This window comes from Labrys sedimenti (assembly GCF_034424805.1).
Classification (GTDB): Bacteria; Pseudomonadota; Alphaproteobacteria; order Rhizobiales; family Labraceae; genus Labrys; species Labrys sedimenti.
In genome coordinates, this window is sequence record NZ_JAXOUF010000003.1 from 600,685 (window position 1) to 619,465 (window position 18,781).

Sequence of the window (18,781 nt, forward strand, 5' to 3'; positions counted from 1 at the left end):
ATAGGGGGCGAATCTGTCAGTGCAGGGCGGGGCTAAATCAGAGGTTCCGAATTCGAGTCAATCATTCGTTACGGCGCGCCTGAGGGGCACTTTTTCGGAGTGCGGACAAGATGTCCGCGCTCCGACCGGTCACGCCAGGCGCGACCCCTGCGCCAGCGGCGCGCCCTTGAGGAACTCGGCGGCGCCCATCGGCGTCTTGCCGGCGCGCTGCACCTGGAGAAGACGGATCGCGCCACTGCCGCAGGCGACCGTCAATTCGTCGTCGAGCACCGTGCCCGCGACGCCGTAGCCCTCGGCACGCTGGGCGTGGAGCGCCTTCACCCGCTGTGGGCCCTGGCCCCAATCGGCTTCGAACCAGGCGCCGGGGAAGGGGGAGAGGCCGCAGATCTGGTTGTGGACCTCTTCGGCTGGGCGCGACCAGTCGATGCGGGCTTCGGCCTTGTCGATCTTGCGGGCATAGGTCACGCCCTCCTCGCTCTGGGTCGTGAAGGTGAGCGTGCCGCGCGAGAGGGCGCCGAGCGCCCGGGCCATCAGGTCGGCGCCGAGGAGGGAAAGGCGGTCATGCAGCTCGCCGGCCGTCATGTCCGGTTCGATCTCGACATGGTCGGCGAGCGCGACCGGGCCGGTATCGAGGCCTTCTTCCATGCGCATCACCATCACGCCCGTCATGGCGTCGCCTGCCATGATGGCGCGCTGGATCGGGGCGGCGCCGCGCCAGCGCGGCAGCAGCGAGGCATGCAGATTGAGGCAGCCTTCCACGGGCGCCTCCAGGGCAGCCTTGGGCAGGATCAGGCCATAGGCGACGACCACCGCGACATCGGCGCCGAGGCCGGCGAAGGTGGCGATCACCTCCTCGTCGCGGAAGCTCTTGGGCGTGAACACGGGAATGCCGAAGCCCTCGGCCAGCTTGTGCACGGGCGAGGGCACCAGGGCCATGCCGCGGCCGGCAGGCGCCGGCGGGCGGGTGTAGACGGCGACGACCTCATGGCCCTGGCTGAGGATTTCGGCCAGCACGGGGCGGGCGAACTCCGGCGTACCCATGAAGACGACGCGCATGCCCTCAACCTTCCGCCGGGTGGGGCGCCTCGCGCTCGCGTTTCTCCCGCTTGAACTGCGGCAGTTCGCCGGTCTTGACCGCCTTGGTGAACTTGCGGATCACCATGTCGCGCTTGAGCTTGGAGATGTGATCGATGAACAATTCGCCGTTGAGATGGTCGATCTCGTGCTGCAGGCAGGTCGCCATCAGCCCGTCGGCCTCCATCTCGGCTTGTTTGCCCTCGCGGTCGATATAGGCGACGCGCACCGTGGCCGGGCGCTCGACCTCGGCATAGTAGTCGGGGATGGACAGGCACCCTTCCTCGTAGACGCTGCGCTCCTCCGAGGACCACACGATCTCCGGATTGATGAAGACATGCGGCTCCGGCGGCTCGTCTTCCTTGGCGAGGTCGATGACCACGAGGCGGCGCGGCACGGCGATCTGGATTGCCGCCAGGCCGATGCCGGGTGCGTCATACATGGTTTCCAGCATGTCGTCGGCGAGCTGGAGCAGCTCCGCATCGACGCGCTCGATCGGCGCGGAGACGAGGCGGAGCTTGGAGTCGGGCAGGATGATGATCGGTTTGATGGCCATGTCAGGCAGATAGGATGCCCCGCGCGAGGCGTCAATGCGAAAGCGGCAGCAAGACGCTCCTGGCACCGCGGCCGTCTCGCCTGCTCTTGAACCATGGCGTTTCCAAGAGCAGACGAGACGCCTGCGGTCCCAGGAAACGACGCTATTCCAGCACGGTCATCACCTGCCCACGCCGTTCCGGGCTGAAGCGGATGACGACGATGATGCAGATGGCGACGACACCGGCGAAGAGAGCCAATGCATAGCCATAGCTGCTGCCGGGGGCCTCGGCGATGCCGGCCTGGTAGGGGCCGCCATAGGAGGCAGCGAGATTGCCGGCCTGATAGATGAAACCGGGCAGCGTTGCCCGCACGGAGCCCGGCGAAAGCTCGTTCAGGTGCACCGGAATGACACCCCAGGCGCCCTGGACCGAAATCTGCATCACGAAGGCACCGACCGCCAGCATGGCGGGCGTGGTGCTATAGGCCCACAGCGGCAGGACTGGCAGTGCGATCAGGCAGGCTATGGTGATGGCATTGACGCGCCCGATCCGCTCGGAGAGCGACCCGAAGAGCAGGCCGCCGGCGATCGCGCCGAGATTGGCGACAATGGTGATCCAGCTCACCGTGTGGGCATCGAAGCCGTGCTGTTTCTTCAGGAAGGTCGGATAGAGGTCCTGCGTGCCGTGGCTGAAGAAATTGAAGAACATCATCAGCACAACGGCATAGAGGGCGATGCCCCAATGCCGCTGCAAGGTTTCTCCCAGGCTCGGTTTCACCTGACCTCGCGCTTCGGTGAAAGCCGGCGATTCCGGCACATGTGACCGAATGAAGAGCACGATCAGGGCTGGCAGCACGCTGAGCAGGAACATGGTGCGCCAGCCGACCACATGGCCGCCGATGTTCTGGCCATAGATCAGGCCGTAGACGATCGCCGCCAGCAGGTAGCCGGCCGGGTAGCCCGCCTGGAGCAGGCCCGAGACCAGGCCGCGGGCCGATGGCGGGATCGATTCCATGGCAAGCGAACTGCCGAGGCCCCATTCGCCGCCCATGGCGATGCCGAAGATGGCGCGCAGGATCAGGAACGTTGTGAGATTCGGTGAGAAGGCAGCCAGGGCGCCGATCACGGAATAGCTGACGATGTTCAGCATCAGGATCGGCTTGCGCCCGAATCGGTCGGCAAGCCTGCCGAAGATGAAGGCGCCGATGAACCGGGTTGCCAAAGTGAAGAACAGGGCTTCTGAAACGGCGGGCACGCCGACCTGAAATTCCGCGGCGATGTCCGTGAGCAGGAAGGTCAGGAGGAAGAAATCGAAGGCATCGAGTGTCCAGCCGAGAAAGGAGGCGAGGACGGTCTTTTTCTGTTGTGAACTGAGGGGCAAGCGATTTCTCCCTTATGGCCATCGGCCGGCCGCAGGGAAAGGACAGTCATTGCCATTCCCGCAGCCGCATTTGCCTGGATCGACGCAATGAACGTCGCCAAGGAAGCCCCCTGCCGGCCATAGAAGTCCTGAAATCGCCGAAGCGCCACAAAAATATGCTGATTCAACTTGCGCGTGTATTTGGCGAGGCCCGCCTGACACCAAGGTTGAATCCTTCGACGTTCAAGTCGTCGTCTTGTCCTCGAACAGGCAGATGTCGCGGATCAGGCAGGCGGGGCAGCCGGGCTTGATCGCCTTGCAGACATAGCGCCCGTGCAGGATGAGCCAGTGATGGGCATGGCGGGCATAGGTCGCCGGCACCACCTTCTCCAGTCCCAGTTCCACCGCGAGCGGCGTCTTGCCCGGCGCGAGGCCGGTGCGGTTGGCCACCCGGAAGAGATGGGTGTCGACGGCGATGGTCGGCAGGCCGAAGGCGATGTTGAGCACGACATTGGCGGTCTTGCGGCCGACGCCCGGCAGCGTTTCGAGGATCTCGCGCGAGCGCGGTACCTGGCCGCCATGCTCTTCCACCAGGAGCCGGGAGAGGGCGATGACGTTCTTGGCCTTGGTGCGGAACAGGCCGATGGTCCTGATATGGCCGATCAGGGCTTCCTCGCCGAGATCGATCATCTTCTTCGGCGTATCGGCGATGGCGAACAGCGCCTTGGTTGCCTTGTTGACCCCGACATCGGTCGCCTGGGCCGAAAGCACCACCGCCACCAAGAGCGTATAGGCGTTGACATAGTCGAGCTCACCCTTGGGCTCGGGCAGGGCCTCGGCGAACCGCCGGAAGATCTCGGTGATCTCGGCCTGCGGCAGTGCGGCGCGCTGCGTGCCGGCCGAGGCCGCGGCGGCATTGGCCTTCGCCTTGGTCCGGCCTGCCGATTTTGTCGCAGGGGAGGCGGCGGACAGGGCGAGGATTTGAGTCTGGCGGCGGGGCATGAAAGGCTTATAGTTGGCGACCATGCAAAGCGCCAACCCGAAAACGCCCGAAGAAGCGCGCCGAGAAACGTGCCTCGAGACACCCCTGGCGGTGTCTCTGGAAGAGCCCGTCTTCGATGCGGTCCTCTATCCGCATCGTTCGCTCGGACCGCGGGGCTTTCGCAACCTTCTCGTCGTGGTCGGCTGTGCCTCGACGCTGCTCTCCATCCCCTTCTACATGATGGGGGCGTGGCCGGTGGTCGGCTTCTTCGGGCTCGACGTCGGGCTGCTCTATGTGATGTTCAAGCTCAATTATCGGGGGGCCAGGCTGCGGGAGCATGTGCTGCTGACGCCCGTCCGGCTCCTGTTCTCGCGCATCGATCCCAAGGGGCAGCGCCGGGAATGGGTCTTCAACCCGCGCTGGGTGCGGCTGCAGCGCGACGAGCACGAGGAGTTCGGCGTGATGCGCCTGGCCCTTGTGCAGCGCGGCCGCGAGGTGGAAATAGCCCGTTTCCTCGGCGCTTCCGAGAAGGGCGACTTCGCGGACGCCTTCTCCCGGGCACTGAACAAGGCGCGGCGCGTCTGAACGCGCCAATGCCGCAGGTTTCGGGTGGGAAGCCCGTTGAAGCAGGTCTATCCAGGGTAGAAGTGATCATGCCTGGAGACGTTCCATGTCCATAACCCTGCCTGACTTCGCCGATGTGCCGCTGGCCTCGCCGCTCGCCAATTCGCCCGAGGATTACGACCGTATCCGCAAGGCAGTCGCCTACATCACGCGCAAAGCGCAGCACCAGCCCTCGCTCGAGGATATCGCCGGCCATGTCGGCCTGTCGGTCTCGCATTTCCATCATCTCTTCCGGCGCTGGGCCGGCATCACGCCCAAGGATTTCCTGGCGGCGGTGACGCTGGACCGGGCGCGCGACCTCCTGCGTGATTCCGCCTCGATCCTCGATGCCACCTATGAGCTCGGCCTGTCGGGTCCGGCGCGGCTGCACGATCTGTTCGTGACCCACGAGGCGATGACGCCAGGCTCGTTCAAGACGGGCGGGGCCGGCCTGACCATCTCCTATGGCTTCCATCCCTCGCCCTTCGGTACCGCGCTGGTGATGGTGGCGCCGTTGGGCCTTGCCGGCGTCGCCTTTGCCGATCCGGGTGAGGAGGCCATCGCGCTGGCCGACATGCGCAAGCGCTGGCCCAATGCGGAACTGCGCGAGGATTCGATGGTGACGGCACCCTATGCCGGCCGCATCTTCGATCCGAGCCGATGGCAGGCAGACAGGCCGCTCAACGTGGTGATGATCGGCACCGATTTCGAGGTCCGCGTCTGGCGTACTTTGCTGAAGATTCCGATGGGGCGAGCCACCACCTATGGCAATATCGCCAGCCATATCGGCAATCCCAAGGCCTCGCGCGCCGTGGGGGCCGCGGTGGGCAGGAACCCGTTGTCCTTCGTGGTGCCCTGCCACCGTGTGATCGGCCGTTCCGGCGAATTGACCGGCTATCACTGGGGTCTCACCCGCAAGCAGGCCATGCTGGGCTGGGAAGGCGGGCGGGTGCGCAGCGGCACGGAGTGACCCCTTGGAGCGCGGACATCCTGTCCGCTCTTTCTCTCGATAAGCGTCGCGGTTCCAAGAGCGCACAGGATGTCCGCGCTCCCAGCTATACCGCCAAGCTCTTGCGATCGATCTGGTCGATGCGCTCCACGCCGGTCAGCGTCATCGCCACCCGCATTTCCTTGGCGATGATGTCGAGCAGGTTCTCCACCCCCGCCTGGCCGGCGCTTGCCAGCGCATAAGCGAAGGCGCGGCCGAGCATGACGCCCTTGGCGCCCAGGGCCAGCATGCGCACCACGTCGAGGCCGGAACGGATGCCGGAATCGGCGAGCACGGTGAGATCGCCGCCGACGGCGTCGGCGATCGCCGGCAGGGCCCTCGCGCTGGAGAGCACGCCGTCGAGCTGGCGGCCGCCATGGTTGGAAACCACGATGCCGTCGGCACCGAAGGTGACGGCGTCGCGCGCATCCTCGGGATCGAGAATGCCCTTGATGATCATCGGTCCCTTCCAGAATTCGCGGATCCATTCCAGATCCGACCAGCTGATCGAGGGATCGAAATTCTTGGCGAGCCAGCCGATATAGTCGGCCAGGCCCGTGGGCTTGCCGAGATAGCGCGAGACATTGCCCAGATCGTGCGGCTTGCCCATCAGTCCGACATCGAGCGCCCATTGCGGCTTGAACATCGACTGCAGGATGCGGCGCTGCGGGCCGAAGGGCCCCGACATGCCCGAATGCGGATCGCGATAGCGCGCGCCGGGCGTTGGCATGTCGACGGTGAAGACCAGCGTGGTGATGCCGGCGGCCTGGGCTCGCTCCAGCGCGTTCTTCATGAAGCCGCGGTCGCGCAGCACATAGAGCTGGAACCAGATCGGGGCAGGGCTCGCGGGCACCACCTCCTCGATCGGGCAGATCGAGACGGTCGAGAGCGTCATGGCGATGCCCTTGGCGGCAGCCGCCTTGGCCACCTGAACCTCGCCGCGACGGGCCAGCATGCCGGTGATGCCGACGGGGGCGAGGATCACCGGCATGGCGAATTTGCGCCCGAAGATCTCGGTCTCCAGGCTCAGCTTGTCGACATTCTTGAGGATGCGCTGCCTGAGGCTGATCCCTTCGAGATCGGAGACATTGGCCCGCAGCGTGTGCTCGGCATAGGCGCCACCGTCGACATAGTCGAACATGAAGCGCGGCAGTCTGCGCATGGCGGCGGCACGATAGTCGGAAGGGGAGGCAATGATCATGGGAACGCAGGAAGCCGTAAGGAGATCGTTTCTCTCCGTTTAAGCATTATTGGCGGGGATGGCTATGCCTTCCCCGTTGTTTTGTAAGACAAGTGCGCCAGAGCGCACCTGGCTACGAGAACTTCAGCCCTTGAGTTCCTGCTTGCTGGCGATGGTGGTGTCGGGATTCAGGCGGTAGACGATCGGCACGCCGGTATCGAGCTCGCGCTTGACGATCTCCTCGCCCGTCAGGCCTTCCAGCGCCATGATCAGGGCACGCAGCGAATTGCCGTGGGCACCGACCAGCACGGTCTTGCCGGCCATCACCTGGGGCTGGATGCGGTAGATGTAGTAGGGCAGCACGCGCGCGGCCGTATCCTTCAGGCTCTCGCCGCCGGGCGGTGGCACGTCGTAGGAACGGCGCCAGATATGCACCTGCTCCTCGCCGAACTTCACGCGGGCCTCGTCCTTGTTGAGCCCGGAGAGATCGCCATAGTCGCGCTCGTTGAGGGCCTGGTCGCAAATGGTCTCGAGGTCTTCCTGGCCGAGCTCGCCGAGAATGATCTTGGTGGTGTGCTGAGCGCGCGACAGCACGGAGGTGAAGGCGATGTCGGCCTGCAGCCCGAGAGCCTTGAGGCGACGCCCTGCCTCATGCGCCTCGGCCACGCCCTTCTCCGTCAGGCCGGGATCGCGCCAGCCGGTGAACAGGTTCTTGAGGTTCCAGTCGCTTTGGCCGTGGCGGCAGAGCACGAGAGTGGCAGTCATCAAAGGGATCCCGTTTCAGGTCGCAATAGCGCTGACATAACCGGGATTGCAATTAATTGCACTGGCCGAATGCGCCGGGGACTGGCAAAACAGCCAATGTCGCCGTTGCGGCTTTTCGTCGGAGCGCGTTTCAGGCGGCAGCCCCATTGACGATGTTGTCCGGTTCTTCTCGTGCGTGATCAAACCTCCCCTCTGCGCTATGGATGGACCACCGGCGCCTGCGCGGCGGCTGCCGCCAAGGCCGCCTATGCAGCGCTGCTCGGCGGAGAGTTTCCCGATCCTGTCGTCATCACCCTGCCGCGTGGCGAGCAGCCGGCCTTCGCCCTGGCGTGGCACGAGAGAGGCCAAGGCTATGCCCGCGCCACCATCGTCAAGGATGCGGGCGACGATCCCGACGTGACCCATGGAGCCCTGGTCTCCTCGACGGTGCGCCTTGGCGAGCCAGGCACCGGTGTTACCTTCCGGGCGGGGGAGGGCGTCGGAACCGTCACGCGGCCGGGCTTGCCCCTGCCGGTGGGCGAGCCCGCCATCAATCCGGTACCAAGGGGCATGATCGCCGCGGCCATTGCCGAGATCGCGGCCGCGCATGGCGCCGCCGGGGACGTCGAGGTGACCGTCGCCATCGCCGATGGCGAGGCGATCGCGCGCAAGACCCTGAACGGCCGGCTCGGCATCGTGGGCGGCCTCTCCGTGCTCGGCACGACCGGCATCGTCGTGCCCTTTTCCTGCTCGGCCTGGATCCATTCGATCCATCGCGGCATCGACGTGGCGCGCGGGGCCGGGCTCGACCATGTCGCCGGCGCCACCGGGGCTGCGTCGGAAGAGGCCGTGGCCAGGCTCTACGGCCTTCCGGAGATCGCTCTGATCGACATGGGGGATTTCGTCGGCGGCATGCTGAAATATCTCAGGGTGCATCCGGTGGCGCGCGTCACCGTGGCCGGCGGCTTTGCCAAGATCACCAAGCTCGGCCAGGGCCTCCTGGATCTTCATTCGCGCGCCGGCCCGGTGGATTTGCGCTGGCTGGCCGAACGGGTAGAGGACCTGGGCGGCGACGGCGAGACGGCCTATCGCGTCTCGCAGGCCAACACCGCCATCGAGGCCCTGGAGATCGCCGGCGAGGCCGGTCTCGATCTGCCGCCCCTGGTGGCGCGGCATGCCTTGAAGACGGCAACGGCGGTGCTGCGCGATGCCGAGATCAGCCTCGACATCGCTATTTTCGGCCGTGATGGTGCGCTGTTGGCAAGTGCGGGTTGAGTTGCGGGTAGCGGGTTCGTTTGAATTTAAGGTTTTATCGTAGCCGACACACCGCAAAATGAGGCGCAAAGCTGTCTCATTAATTGGGATTTTTGAGAAAGGTCAGCGATGTTCTATCGGGATGGCAAACAGGCCCGTCTTGGGGATCGAGTAAGGATCCACGAAACACAAGGCGTGGTCGTACTCTCGATCGACACGAACGAATTTACCCCTGAATTCAAGAGAGAGGATTGGTCCGGTTTTTTGGAGCACGGCGTGATGATCCGCTTCGAGAAATGGGGGCTCATCCACTACATTGAGTCTGACGAGGACCTTGAGTTTGTATCCCGAGCGGAGGATCCTCGCTCGCATAATTCCTGACTTTTGACGACGTCGGGCAAATCAGTTGCTAAAGGTCACCGCAAAAGGCGAGAGTTTTAGGAAGGTTGCTGGTGTGGTCGACAAGTATCCGCAATCTCCCACTCTGAGAGCATTTCGCTTCCTTGTTGGCACTCCTCTTGGAGGTTTTGTAGGAGGATACCTTGGAGGTAATGTGGTTTCCGGGAATGGCTTATACGGAGCAATAGGAGGTTGTGTCGGCGGTCTAATAGTCGGTGTCCGAGGTTATCTCCGGGATAAGAAGGCCCGCAAAGCAGAACGCGATAGGCAGGCTTCGCAAATATTCTGACTTCTGCCGCAGAAATCGGGACATTTGCGAATTTAAGGAATTCGAGGCGCGCCATGGGCTACTCAAGGTCCCACATGGATTCAGAGCTCAGGGCCGTAGCAGTCCCATGGTTCAAATCTTGCGGATTTACTGGAACTCTTCCGCATTTTCGGCGAAAGAGTGCAAGCTTCACCGATCTTCTCACATTCCAGTTCGATCGACATGGCGGAGGGTTCGTCATCGAGATTGCTCGATGCCCCTCTGATGGAATCGTAACATCGTGGGGAAAAGCAATACCAGCTTCGAAGGCAACTGCTTGGAATGTCCATCCCTCCTGTCGTCTCAGAATTCAAGCCTGGGATAGCGCTGGTACCGATGGATGGTTTCGCTTTGATCGAGACACACCTGAAGCGATTACGGCGCTCGCAATCAGCAAGCTTAATGAAGGCGGCCTATGGGAGCGTGTTTCCGCCTTATCGCGAAAGTCCTGACTTTTTCGACATGTCGATCATCCGCCGACATCGCAGCGTTTTCATCATCGCAAAAACCGGATGCAAAAGTCCCATCGTGCGAGGGATTTTTGCAACGTTGTCGTGGTCGCGTTCCGACTGTCCGGTAGCCGGAAAATTATCCAACGCGGCTATGCGTAGCGGACATCCGAACTGGCCCGCCGCCAACTTCCAGGTCAGCCGTGCCCGGTATTGGTGATGATGCAGTTGAGGAATTTCACATAGGAGCCCAGGCCGGTGCGCGGAGCAGGCTGGTGGCGGGCAAAACAGCGGTCCTGCACCTCGGCCGCGGGCGGCGCGCGCCAGATCCGGCGCAGCTGGTTGTAGGACATGATTTCCTGCGTCTCGCAGTTCTGGACCATCACGGGATTTCCCTTGCCGAGCTGCTGGCAGAACAGCTTGTACTGGTAGACCGGCAAGGTGGTGGCCTGGGCGGGCAGGGCACCCGCGCAGAAGGCGGACAGGCAGAGCAAGAGAGCGGCGAAACCGGACGCCGGACGCTTCATGATGGTATTCCTCGACCGAAAGGGCGTTGCCAAAAGGGCATCGCTCGGCCTGCTTACCCTGCCCGTGTTAAAAAAACGTCGCCGAGCATCATGCCCGACGAACTCGGATTGGGCAGCACTTGCCTATTTTTGCCTTCTCAATAGGCTTGCCTAGTTCGAGGGCAAGCCGATACGCTGCGGACGTTCCATCTGGGGGGTTCTCTTTTGTCGATCGTTGCCGCCCTCTATCACCGCACGACCTATGATTATGATCGTCCGGTGATGCTGTCTCCCCAGATCGTCCGGCTCCGGCCCGCCCCTCATTCCCGAACGCGCATCGTCAGCTATGCCTTGAAGGTGGAGCCTGCCCAACATTTCATCAACTGGCAGCAGGATCCGCACGGCAATTGGCTCGCCCGCTTCGTGTTTCCGGAACCGACGACCCGATTCCAGATCGAAGTCGACCTCGTTGCCGATTTTTCGGTGATCAATCCCTTCGATTTCTTCGTGGAGGATTATGCGACCCATCTGCCCTTCGCCTATCCGGCCGAACTGGCGCATGAGCTCGCGCCCTATCTCGAGATCGAGCCGGCAGGCGAGGGGCTGGCCGCCTTCATGGCTTCGATCGACATGGGCGGGAAGCAGGTCGTCGATTTCCTGGTCGAGCTCAACCAGCGCCTGCAGCGCGAGGTCGCCTACACGATCCGCATGGAGGCGGGGGTGCAGAGCCCGGAGGAGACGCTGGCCCTGCGCTCGGGTTCCTGCCGCGACAGCGCCTGGCTGCTGGTACAGGTGCTGCGCCGGCTCGGCCTCGCCGCTCGTTTCGTCTCCGGCTATTCGATCCAGCTCACCCATGATCTCAAGGCGCTCGACGGTCCGCGTGGCGTCGATGCCGATTTCGCCGATCTGCATGCCTGGGCCGAAGTCTACCTGCCGGGTGCGGGCTGGATCGGCATGGATGCCACCTCGGGGCTGCTCACCGGCGAAGGCCATATCCCGCTGGCGGCCACGCCCCATTATGCCTCGGCGGCGCCGATCAGTGGCTCGCTCAGCGCAGCCGGGCCTGTGAATACCGAGTTCTCCTTCGAGATGCCGGTGCGGCGCATCGCCGAATCCCCGCGCGTGACCTTCCCCTTCTCCGATGAGAGCTGGCGCGAGCTCGATGCGCTGGGCCAGGAGGTCGAGACCGACCTCGTCGGCCAGGACGTGCGCCTGACGCTGGGCGGCGAGCCCACTTTCGTCTCCATCGACGATTACCAGGGCGAGGAGTGGAATACGGGCGCCGTCGGCCCGACCAAGCGCGGCCTTGCCGACACGCTGATCCGCCGCCTGCGCACGGCCTTCGCGCCCGGCGGCTTCCTGCATTACGGCCAGGGCAAATGGTATCCGGGCGAATCCCTGCCGCGCTGGGCCTTCGCGCTCTACTGGCGCAAGGACGGCCAGCCGATCTGGCGCAATGCCGAGCTGATCGCCCGCGAGCCGAAGCCGGCGGGCGGGCCGAACGGCAAGCATCCGATCCGCAAGGTCTTCGATCCCAAGCCGATGCGCCTCCTGGCCGAGGGCGTGGCGGAGCGGCTGGGCATCGAGCCCGACTTCGCCGTGCCGGCCTATGAGGACGCCGCCCACTGGATCCTGCAGGAGGCCCAGCTTCCCGACAATGTCGATCCGATGGACTCCAAGCTCACTGATCCCGAGGACCGTGCCCGCATCGCCCGTGTCTTCGATCGCGGGCTGGACCAGCCGGCCGCCTATGTCCTGCCCGTGCAGCGCTGGAACGCCGAGCGACGCGATGGCTGGGTCAGCGAACTCTGGCGCATGCGCAGGGGCCGGCTTTTCCTGGTGCCGGGCGATTCGCCTGCCGGCTACCGGCTGCCACTGTCGGGCCTGCCCCATGTCGCGCCCGCGGCCTTTCCGCATGTGCATGCGGCCGATCCGATCGTGCCGCGCGGCCAGCTGCCGGACCGGTCCGAGCTGGCGCGCCAGTTCCGGCGCATCGATGGCAACAATGAGGGCAGCCTCAAGCAGCAGGCGCAGGTCGGCCAGGAGTTCGGCACCGGCGTGGTGCGAACGGCGCTGGCCTTCGAAATCCGCGACGGTGTGCTGTGCGTGTTCATGCCGCCGCTGGCCGGCGTCCAGGATTATCTCGAATTGCTGGCCGCCGTCGAGGAGACGGCCGAGGCCAACGGCCTGACCGTGCATATCGAGGGCTATCCGCCGCCCTATGATCCGCGCATTCAGGTGATCAAGGTCACGCCCGATCCCGGCGTGATCGAGGTCAATATCCAGCCCGGTGCCTCCTGGGCCGAGACCGTGGCAATCACCTCGACCATCTATGAGGAGGCCAGGCTCAGCCGGCTCGGCGCGGACAAGTTCATGATCGATGGCCGCCATGTCGGCACCGGAGGCGGCAACCATGTCGTGCTCGGCGGCGTCACGCCCGCCGACAGCCCCTTCCTCCGGCGGCCGGACCTGCTCAAGAGCATCGTGCTCTACTGGCAGCGCCATCCCAGCCTGTCCTATCTGTTCTCGGGGCTGTTCATCGGGCCGACCAGCCAGGCGCCGCGCATCGACGAGGCCCGGCATGACAGCCTCTATGAACTCGAGATCGCCATGGAACGCGTCAGGGGGCCGCAGATCGGCAGTCCTGCCGACAACCCGCCGCCCTGGCTGGTCGATCGCCTCTTCCGCAACCTCCTGGTCGACGTCTCCGGCAACACCCATCGTGCCGAGATCTGCATAGACAAGCTCTATTCGCCGGATTCGGCCACCGGCCGTCTTGGCCTGATCGAATTCCGGTCCTTCGAGATGCCGCCGGACTATCGCATGTCGCTGGCCCAGCAGCTGCTGCTGCGGGCCCTGATCGCCTGGTTCTGGCGCGAGCCGCAAGAGGGGGGCTTCGTGCGCTGGGGCAGCCAGCTGCATGACCGCTTCATGCTGCCCCATTTCGTCTGGGCCGATTTCCAGGACGTGCTCGCCGACCTCGCCCGCGCCGGCTATGCCTTCGATCCGGTCTGGTACCAGGCTCAGCTCGAATTCCGCTTCCCGTTCTACGGCAAGGTCGATTATGAAGGGGTGAGCCTGGAAGTGCGCCAGGCACTCGAGCCCTGGCACGTGCTGGGCGAGGAGGGCTTCGCCGGGGGGACGGTACGATACGTGGATAGTTCAACCGAGCGGCTGCAGGTCAAGGTCGAGGGCTTCAATCCCGCCCGTCACGTCATCGCCTGCAATGGCAGGCGTCTGCCCATGAACGCCACCGGCCGGGCCGGGGAAGCCGTGGCCGGCGTGCGCTTCAAGGCCTGGCAGCCGGCCTCCGGCCTGCATCCGACCATCCCGGTGCATGCGCCGCTGACCTTCGATGTCATCGACACCTGGTCGAACCGCTCGCTCGGCGGCTGCACCTATCATGTCGCCCATCCGGGCGGGCGCAATTACGAGACCTTCCCGGTCAACGCCTATGAGGCGCAGGCCCGGCGCCTCGCCCGCTTCCAACCCATCGGCCATACGCCGGGCTGGCCGGCGATACCGCCCGAGGAAAGCAATGGGGAGTTTCCCTTCACTCTCGACCTGCGCAGGGCTGCGCGATGAGGGGAGTGTCTTCGCATTTTTGTAGTGGCGAATCGGGTGCGGCGCACCTTCTCCCCTTGTGGGACCGGGCACTTCCTGTAGAAGTGCCTTGGGTGCCCGTAGGGCGGATCAGGGGTCGGGAAGAGCCATCCGTTCCCAGCCGTGAGTTTGCCTTGTCGAGGTCGCAAAACCCCTCATCCCCCTGCCGGGGCCTTCTCCCGCAAGGGGAGAAGGGGGTTCGTTCTGATGCGTTTGCGTTGGGTGGCATCCACACGTCCGGGCCGCCCTGATGCTCGCCAGGTCCCGCAATCCCGGCTTGCGCTCCCTGCTCGCGGACTACCGGCCCTTGCCCGGTGTGGCCGACGAGTTGATGACGGCGGCGGGAGAGGTGCGTCCGCACTGGCTGCCGGTGCTCAACGAGATGGCACGCTACCGGCCCGCCGTCGTCTCGCAGCGCTTTGCGGTTGCCGATCGCCAGATCAAGAATTCCGGCGTCTATTACCGCGTCTACGACACGCCGGACGGGCGTGACCGGCCCTGGCCCCTCGCCCATGTGCCGCTGGTGATCCCCGATGCCGAATGGCGCGGCATCGAGGCGGGCATCGCACAGCGGGCGCAACTGCTCGAAACCGTGCTGTCGGATCTCTACGGGCCGGCAACGCTGGTGCGGGACGGCGCCCTGCCTGCGGCAGTGATTGCGGGCAATCCAGATTTCCAGCGCGCCGTGGCCGGCAGCACGCCGCTCGGCGGCGAGCATCTGGTCATCTACGCCGCCGATCTCGGCCGTGGTCCCGACGGCCGCTGGTGGGTACTCAAGGATCGCGCCCAGGCGCCCTCCGGCATGGGATACGCTCTGGAGAACCGGCTCGCCATCTCGGCCGCTCTGCCCGCCCTCTACCGCGACATGCAGGTGGAACGCCTGGCGGGTTTCTTCCAGGCCATGCGTTCCACCCTGGCCGCCAAGGCCGGGCGGGAGGGATCGCGCATCGGCCTGCTGACGCCGGGGCCGGCCAACGAGACCTATTTCGAACACGCCTATCTCGCCCGCTATCTCGGTCTCCTGCTGGTGGAGGGTGCCGATCTCACCGTGCAGGACGGTATCGTCTATGTCCGCACCATCGAGGGACTGAAGCGCATCGATGCCCTGGTGCGGCGCCTCGATGCCGATTTTGCCGATCCGCTCGAACTCAACGCCGGCTCGCGGCTCGGCGTGCCCGGCCTGGTCCAGGCCGTCCGGCAGGGCTCGGTGGCCCTGGCCAACAGCCTGGGGGCCGGCCTGGTCGAGGCGCCGGCCATGCTGGCTTTCATGCCGGCCCTGGCACGCCGGCTCACCGGCAGCGACCTCATCCTGCCGAATGTCGCCACCTGGTGGTGCGGCGAGGCCGGAGCACGCGAGGAGGTCCTGCGCGATTTCGACCGGCTGGCAGTCCTGCCGGCCTTCACGCGCGAGGTCGCCGGCCTGACGCGCGGCAGCGCCAGCGCCGTGGCCGACCTGGATAAAAAGGGCCAGGCGCGCCTGCGCGAGGTGGTGAAGGCCCATCCCCTCGAGGTGGTGGCGCAGGAAGTCGTCAGGCTCTCGACCATGCCGGTCTGGAACGGCAAGCGCCTGGAACCGCACCCCTTCACGCTGCGGGTCTATGCCGTCGCGACGCCGGAGGGCTGGAAGGTGATGCGCGGCGGCTTCTGCCGTGTCGGCGACAGCAATGATCCGCGGGCCCTGTCGATGCAGTTTGGCGGCCGTTCCGCCGATGCCTGGGTGACGTCGGAACGGCCGGTCGATCATGTCAGCCTGCTGCCGGCGCCCGGCAAGGTCGCGATCAAGCGCAGCCTCGGTCATCTGCCGAGCCGGGCGGCCGATAATCTGTTCTGGCTCGGGCGCTACCTCGAACGTGCCGAAGCGACCCTGCGCGTCGTGCGGGCCGTGGGCGAGATTGCGGCGGAAGCCGACGAGGAGGTCGTTGCCGCCACGCAGCGCCTCACCGATCTGCTGGTCGCCTGGGGAGCCGCCAAGAATTGGGGAGCCGCCAAGAGCGACAAGACGGAGCCTGCAGCCTCACGGCGAATCGCCAAGGCGGCGGTCGAGCCGGTCGCGATCGCCGAAGGCATCCTGCGCGACGTGCTCGACGGCGAGGAATATGGCGGCATGCCCGCTTTGATCGGCGCAGCGGCACGCACCGCCTCCGCCATTCGCGAAAGGCTGTCGCGCGATGCGACCCAGGCCATCGCCGACCTCGACGCCATGGTCGTGGGAGACCGTACGCTGGCCTCGGCCGACAGGGCCGATCGCTATCTGCACACGCTGGCAGCCTTGTCGGGCCTTGCGCATGAGAACATGAACCAGCTCTCCGGCTGGCGTTTCCTGCGCATCGGCCATCATATCGAACGATCCATCCAGACCTGCCGCCTCGTCCGCCGCCTGGCGGATGAGAGCGCCAGTGCCGATATGCTCGACGCCCTGCTGCGCGTGACGGACAGCCGCATCACCTATCGGGCCCGCTATCTGATGGGAACGCTGCGCCTGCCGGTGCTCGATCTCGTCCTGCTCGACGACGGCAATCCCCGTTCGGTTGCCTATCAGATCATTCATGCCGCCGAGCATCTGGCGGCCCTGCCGCGCACGTCCCGGGACGGGGAAGTGGATGCGCTCACCCGCGCCATCCGCCTGATGCGGGCCGAGATCGAGACGACGCAGGCCGTCGATGTCGATGACCGCCTGATCCTCGGCTTCGAAAACCGGCTGCTCGCCTTATCCTCGGAGCTCTCGGCCCGCTATTTCAACCAGGACGAAGCCATGGCCGAGATTGCCGAGGGGCTGGGGTGATGTCGTCCAGACCATCAGGCGCGGGTTGTTTCGCCACGCTAGAATTCCGAAATCTCTAGGCTGAAGCGGAAATACCGGTGCTTTACCTCATCCGCCACACCACCACCTATCTCTACCGCACCGAGGTCGCAGCGGCTCGCTGCACGCTGCATCTCCAGCCTGAAAGCGGTGGCCACCAGCGGGTATTCTCGGCCCAGCTCACCATCACCCCCAGGCCCCTGGAGCAGACCGAGGCTGTCGACTTCTTCGGCAACCGCACCACCCATGTGCGCTTTGCGGGGGCTGTCACCCGGCACCGCTTCGAGTCGCGCGTGCGCATCGAGGTCCAGCCGCGCGAGACGCCCCATGCCCTGCTGACCCCATCCTGGCAGGAGGTCCGCCAGGGGGCGCTGGTCGTGCCCGATCTCGGCGGCTCGGCGCCGGCGCATTTTCTGTTCGCCAGCCGTTTCGTGCCCCTGCTCGCGGAGGCGCGCGACTACGCGCTTGTCTCCTTCGAACCGGGACGCCCGGTACTTGACGGGGCGATCGAGATGATGAAGCGCATTCATCGCGATTTCGTCTATGATCCCAACGCCACCGACATCTCGACTCCGCTCGACGTGGTGGCCCGCACGCGCCACGGTGTCTGCCAGGACTTCGCGCATTGGATGCTGGCGGGATTGCGTGCGATCGGTATTCCCGCCGCCTATGTTTCGGGCTATCTGCGAACCCATCCGCCGCCCGGCCAGGAACGGCTGTTGGGGGCGGATGCCAGCCATGCCTGGGTTTCGGTATGGTGCGGCGCCGGGCTCGGCTGGGTCGATCTCGATCCGACGAACGCGGTGCCCGCCAATGAGGACCATGTGCGCGTCGCGGTCGGGCGCGACTATGCCGATGTCGCGCCGGTGGACGGCGTCGTCGTCGCCTCGGCCGGCCACAGCCTGCGCGTTTCCGTGGATGTCGCGCCGTTAGGATGATCGAAATGACTGACAGGATCGGAATTCTGACCATCTCGGATCGCGCCAGCGCCGGGATCTACGAGGACAAGAGCGGCCCGGCCATCGCCGGCTTCATGCAACGCGTGCTGACTTCGCCCTGGGAGCCGGTGGTGCGGGTCATCGCCGACGAGCAGGATCTGATCGAGCGCACGCTGGTCGAACTCGCCGATGAGGCAGGCTGTTGCCTCATCTGCACCACCGGTGGCACCGGCCCGGCCCGGCGCGACGTCACGCCGGAGGCCACCGAGGCGGTGTGCGCCAAGATGATGCCGGGCTTCGGCGAACTGATGCGCCAGGAAAGCCTGAAATATGTACCGACCGCCATCCTGTCGCGCCAGACGGCGGGCATTCGCGGCCAGAGCCTGATCGTCAATCTGCCGGGCAAGCCGGCCTCCATCGAGCAGTGCCTGATGGCGGTCTTCCCCGCCATCCCCTATTGCATCGACCTGATCGAAGGGCCGCGGCTGGAGACCGATCCGGCTGTCTGCAAGGCGTTCAGGCCGGGCGGCTGATCGGCAACCAGGACTTCGAGCAAGGAACGAGGCCATGTTCAGTCATGTCACGGTCGGCGTCGGCGACCTCGAGCGTGCCGCCCGCTTCTACGACGCCCTGCTGACGCCGCTCGGCTGCGCCAGCGTCCCTTCACGCCGGATGATCGCCCTCCCTGGCGCTGCTGGGGCGATCCTGTCAGGCCGCTGCCGTGTTTCTATGCCTATCGTCCCTTCGACCGGCATCCCGCCACGGCGGGCAATGGCAGCATGGTCGCCTTCCAGGCAGCCTCGCCGGAAGCGGTCGAGGCTGCCTATGCCGCGGGCATGGCGATGGGCGGCGCCGACGAGGGGCGGCCAGGCGAAAGGCCGCATTACGGCAAGGGCTATTATGGTGCCTATCTGCGCGATCCCGATGGCAACAAGATCCATATTGTCTATCGTGGCGACTTGATTGCGCCATAGAGAAAATTGCGATTCGAAGAGATCGAGATTTTCTCTAATCCTTTGTTTTGACGCATTTTCTTAATCGAAAAGTCGATCAACTTTT

General features: G+C 65.1%; 17 protein-coding genes. 10 read left to right on the forward strand and 7 right to left on the reverse strand.

Annotated features, from left to right (window positions below):
- Positions 1 to 129: 129 nt before the first annotated feature.
- The 4 genes from fmt to nth form a co-directional block, all read right to left on the reverse strand.
- Complete coding sequence (gene fmt / locus U1R88_RS14390; RefSeq protein ID WP_322431820.1) at positions 130 to 1,056, reverse strand: methionyl-tRNA formyltransferase; 927 nt, start codon at positions 1,054 to 1,056, stop codon at positions 130 to 132.
- 4 nt (positions 1,057 to 1,060) lie between these two features.
- A complete protein-coding gene (gene def, locus U1R88_RS14395) occupies positions 1,061 to 1,630 on the reverse strand; it encodes a peptide deformylase (RefSeq protein WP_322431821.1) in 570 nt (189 codons plus the stop codon).
- Between the two features lie 142 nt (positions 1,631 to 1,772).
- Positions 1,773 to 2,990: an MFS transporter gene (locus tag U1R88_RS14400; protein WP_322431822.1), complete on the reverse strand. Its 1,218-nt coding sequence runs from the start codon at positions 2,988 to 2,990 to the stop codon at positions 1,773 to 1,775.
- Between the two features lie 222 nt (positions 2,991 to 3,212).
- The gene (gene nth, locus U1R88_RS14405) at positions 3,213 to 3,995 is read right to left on the reverse strand and encodes an endonuclease III (protein ID WP_322431823.1); all 783 of its coding nucleotides are present in this window, start codon (positions 3,993 to 3,995) and stop codon (positions 3,213 to 3,215) included.
- 67 nt (positions 3,996 to 4,062) lie between these two features.
- On the opposite strand from nth, the gene U1R88_RS14410 reads away from it, so the two are divergent.
- Together U1R88_RS14410 and U1R88_RS14415 are read left to right on the forward strand one after the other, a co-directional pair.
- On the forward strand, positions 4,063 to 4,536 hold the full coding sequence (locus tag U1R88_RS14410) for a DUF2244 domain-containing protein (RefSeq protein WP_322431824.1): 474 nt from the start codon (positions 4,063 to 4,065) through the stop codon (positions 4,534 to 4,536).
- Positions 4,537 to 4,621: 85 nt separating this feature from the next.
- Positions 4,622 to 5,524, forward strand: coding sequence for a bifunctional helix-turn-helix domain-containing protein/methylated-DNA--[protein]-cysteine S-methyltransferase (locus tag U1R88_RS14415; protein ID WP_322431825.1), 903 nt, complete (start codon positions 4,622 to 4,624; stop codon positions 5,522 to 5,524).
- An 85-nt stretch (positions 5,525 to 5,609) separates the two neighbouring features.
- Here U1R88_RS14415 and lldD read toward each other — a convergent pair whose 3' ends face one another.
- Both lldD and U1R88_RS14425 read right to left on the reverse strand, forming a co-directional pair.
- Positions 5,610 to 6,743, reverse strand: a complete 1,134-nt coding sequence (gene lldD / locus U1R88_RS14420) for an FMN-dependent L-lactate dehydrogenase LldD (RefSeq protein ID WP_322431826.1) — start codon at positions 6,741 to 6,743, stop codon at positions 5,610 to 5,612.
- A gap of 123 nt (positions 6,744 to 6,866) precedes the next feature.
- Positions 6,867 to 7,487, reverse strand: a complete 621-nt coding sequence (locus U1R88_RS14425; RefSeq protein WP_322431827.1) for a 2,3-bisphosphoglycerate-dependent phosphoglycerate mutase — start codon at positions 7,485 to 7,487, stop codon at positions 6,867 to 6,869.
- Positions 7,488 to 7,658: 171 nt separating this feature from the next.
- Here U1R88_RS14425 and U1R88_RS14430 point away from each other — a divergent pair, with 171 nt between their 5' ends.
- The 3 genes from U1R88_RS14430 (at position 7,659) to U1R88_RS35665 (ending at position 9,878) form a co-directional block, all read left to right on the forward strand.
- A complete protein-coding gene (locus U1R88_RS14430; RefSeq protein WP_322431828.1) occupies positions 7,659 to 8,741 on the forward strand; it encodes a cobalt-precorrin-5B (C(1))-methyltransferase in 1,083 nt (360 codons plus the stop codon).
- 108 nt (positions 8,742 to 8,849) lie between these two features.
- Positions 8,850 to 9,101, forward strand: a complete 252-nt coding sequence (locus tag U1R88_RS14435; protein ID WP_209433017.1) for a hypothetical protein — start codon at positions 8,850 to 8,852, stop codon at positions 9,099 to 9,101.
- 381 nt (positions 9,102 to 9,482) lie between these two features.
- The gene (locus tag U1R88_RS35665; protein WP_209433018.1) at positions 9,483 to 9,878 is read left to right on the forward strand and encodes a DUF4304 domain-containing protein; all 396 of its coding nucleotides are present in this window, start codon (positions 9,483 to 9,485) and stop codon (positions 9,876 to 9,878) included.
- Positions 9,879 to 10,072: 194 nt separating this feature from the next.
- On the opposite strand, the gene U1R88_RS14445 is transcribed toward U1R88_RS35665, so the two are convergent.
- Positions 10,073 to 10,402: a hypothetical protein gene (locus U1R88_RS14445; RefSeq protein WP_322431830.1), complete on the reverse strand. Its 330-nt coding sequence runs from the start codon at positions 10,400 to 10,402 to the stop codon at positions 10,073 to 10,075.
- Positions 10,403 to 10,606: 204 nt separating this feature from the next.
- On the opposite strand from U1R88_RS14445, the gene U1R88_RS14450 reads away from it, so the two are divergent.
- The 5 genes from U1R88_RS14450 (at position 10,607) to U1R88_RS35670 (ending at position 18,696) form a co-directional block, all read left to right on the forward strand.
- On the forward strand, positions 10,607 to 13,966 hold the full coding sequence (locus U1R88_RS14450) for a transglutaminase family protein (RefSeq protein WP_322431831.1): 3,360 nt from the start codon (positions 10,607 to 10,609) through the stop codon (positions 13,964 to 13,966).
- A gap of 268 nt (positions 13,967 to 14,234) precedes the next feature.
- The gene (locus U1R88_RS14455) at positions 14,235 to 16,766 is read left to right on the forward strand and encodes a circularly permuted type 2 ATP-grasp protein (protein ID WP_322431832.1); all 2,532 of its coding nucleotides are present in this window, start codon (positions 14,235 to 14,237) and stop codon (positions 16,764 to 16,766) included.
- Positions 16,767 to 16,843: 77 nt separating this feature from the next.
- A complete protein-coding gene (locus U1R88_RS14460; RefSeq protein WP_322431833.1) occupies positions 16,844 to 17,722 on the forward strand; it encodes a transglutaminase family protein in 879 nt (292 codons plus the stop codon).
- A gap of 5 nt (positions 17,723 to 17,727) precedes the next feature.
- Positions 17,728 to 18,255: a molybdopterin adenylyltransferase gene (gene mog, locus U1R88_RS14465; RefSeq protein ID WP_322431834.1), complete on the forward strand. Its 528-nt coding sequence runs from the start codon at positions 17,728 to 17,730 to the stop codon at positions 18,253 to 18,255.
- Between the two features lie 183 nt (positions 18,256 to 18,438).
- Positions 18,439 to 18,696 (forward strand): VOC family protein, encoded by a 258-nt coding sequence (locus U1R88_RS35670; protein ID WP_425545435.1) that lies wholly within the window; start codon positions 18,439 to 18,441, stop codon positions 18,694 to 18,696.
- Positions 18,697 to 18,781 lie beyond the last annotated feature (85 nt).

Coding starts and splice junctions, on each gene's coding strand:
- nth (WP_322431823.1), bottom strand. CDS start 3,995: ATGGTCGCCAACTATAAGCCTTTCATGCCCCGCCGCCAGACTCAAATC.
- def (WP_322431821.1), bottom strand. CDS start 1,630: ATGGCCATCAAACCGATCATCATCCTGCCCGACTCCAAGCTCCGCCTC.
- U1R88_RS35665 (WP_209433018.1), top strand. CDS start 9,483: ATGGATTCAGAGCTCAGGGCCGTAGCAGTCCCATGGTTCAAATCTTGC.
- U1R88_RS14415 (WP_322431825.1), top strand. CDS start 4,622: ATGTCCATAACCCTGCCTGACTTCGCCGATGTGCCGCTGGCCTCGCCG.
- fmt (WP_322431820.1), bottom strand. CDS start 1,056: ATGCGCGTCGTCTTCATGGGTACGCCGGAGTTCGCCCGCCCCGTGCTG.
- U1R88_RS14435 (WP_209433017.1), top strand. CDS start 8,850: ATGTTCTATCGGGATGGCAAACAGGCCCGTCTTGGGGATCGAGTAAGG.
- lldD (WP_322431826.1), bottom strand. CDS start 6,743: ATGATCATTGCCTCCCCTTCCGACTATCGTGCCGCCGCCATGCGCAGA.
- U1R88_RS14425 (WP_322431827.1), bottom strand. CDS start 7,487: ATGACTGCCACTCTCGTGCTCTGCCGCCACGGCCAAAGCGACTGGAAC.
- U1R88_RS14455 (WP_322431832.1), top strand. CDS start 14,235: ATGCTCGCCAGGTCCCGCAATCCCGGCTTGCGCTCCCTGCTCGCGGAC.
- U1R88_RS14445 (WP_322431830.1), bottom strand. CDS start 10,402: ATGAAGCGTCCGGCGTCCGGTTTCGCCGCTCTCTTGCTCTGCCTGTCC.
- mog (WP_322431834.1), top strand. CDS start 17,728: ATGACTGACAGGATCGGAATTCTGACCATCTCGGATCGCGCCAGCGCC.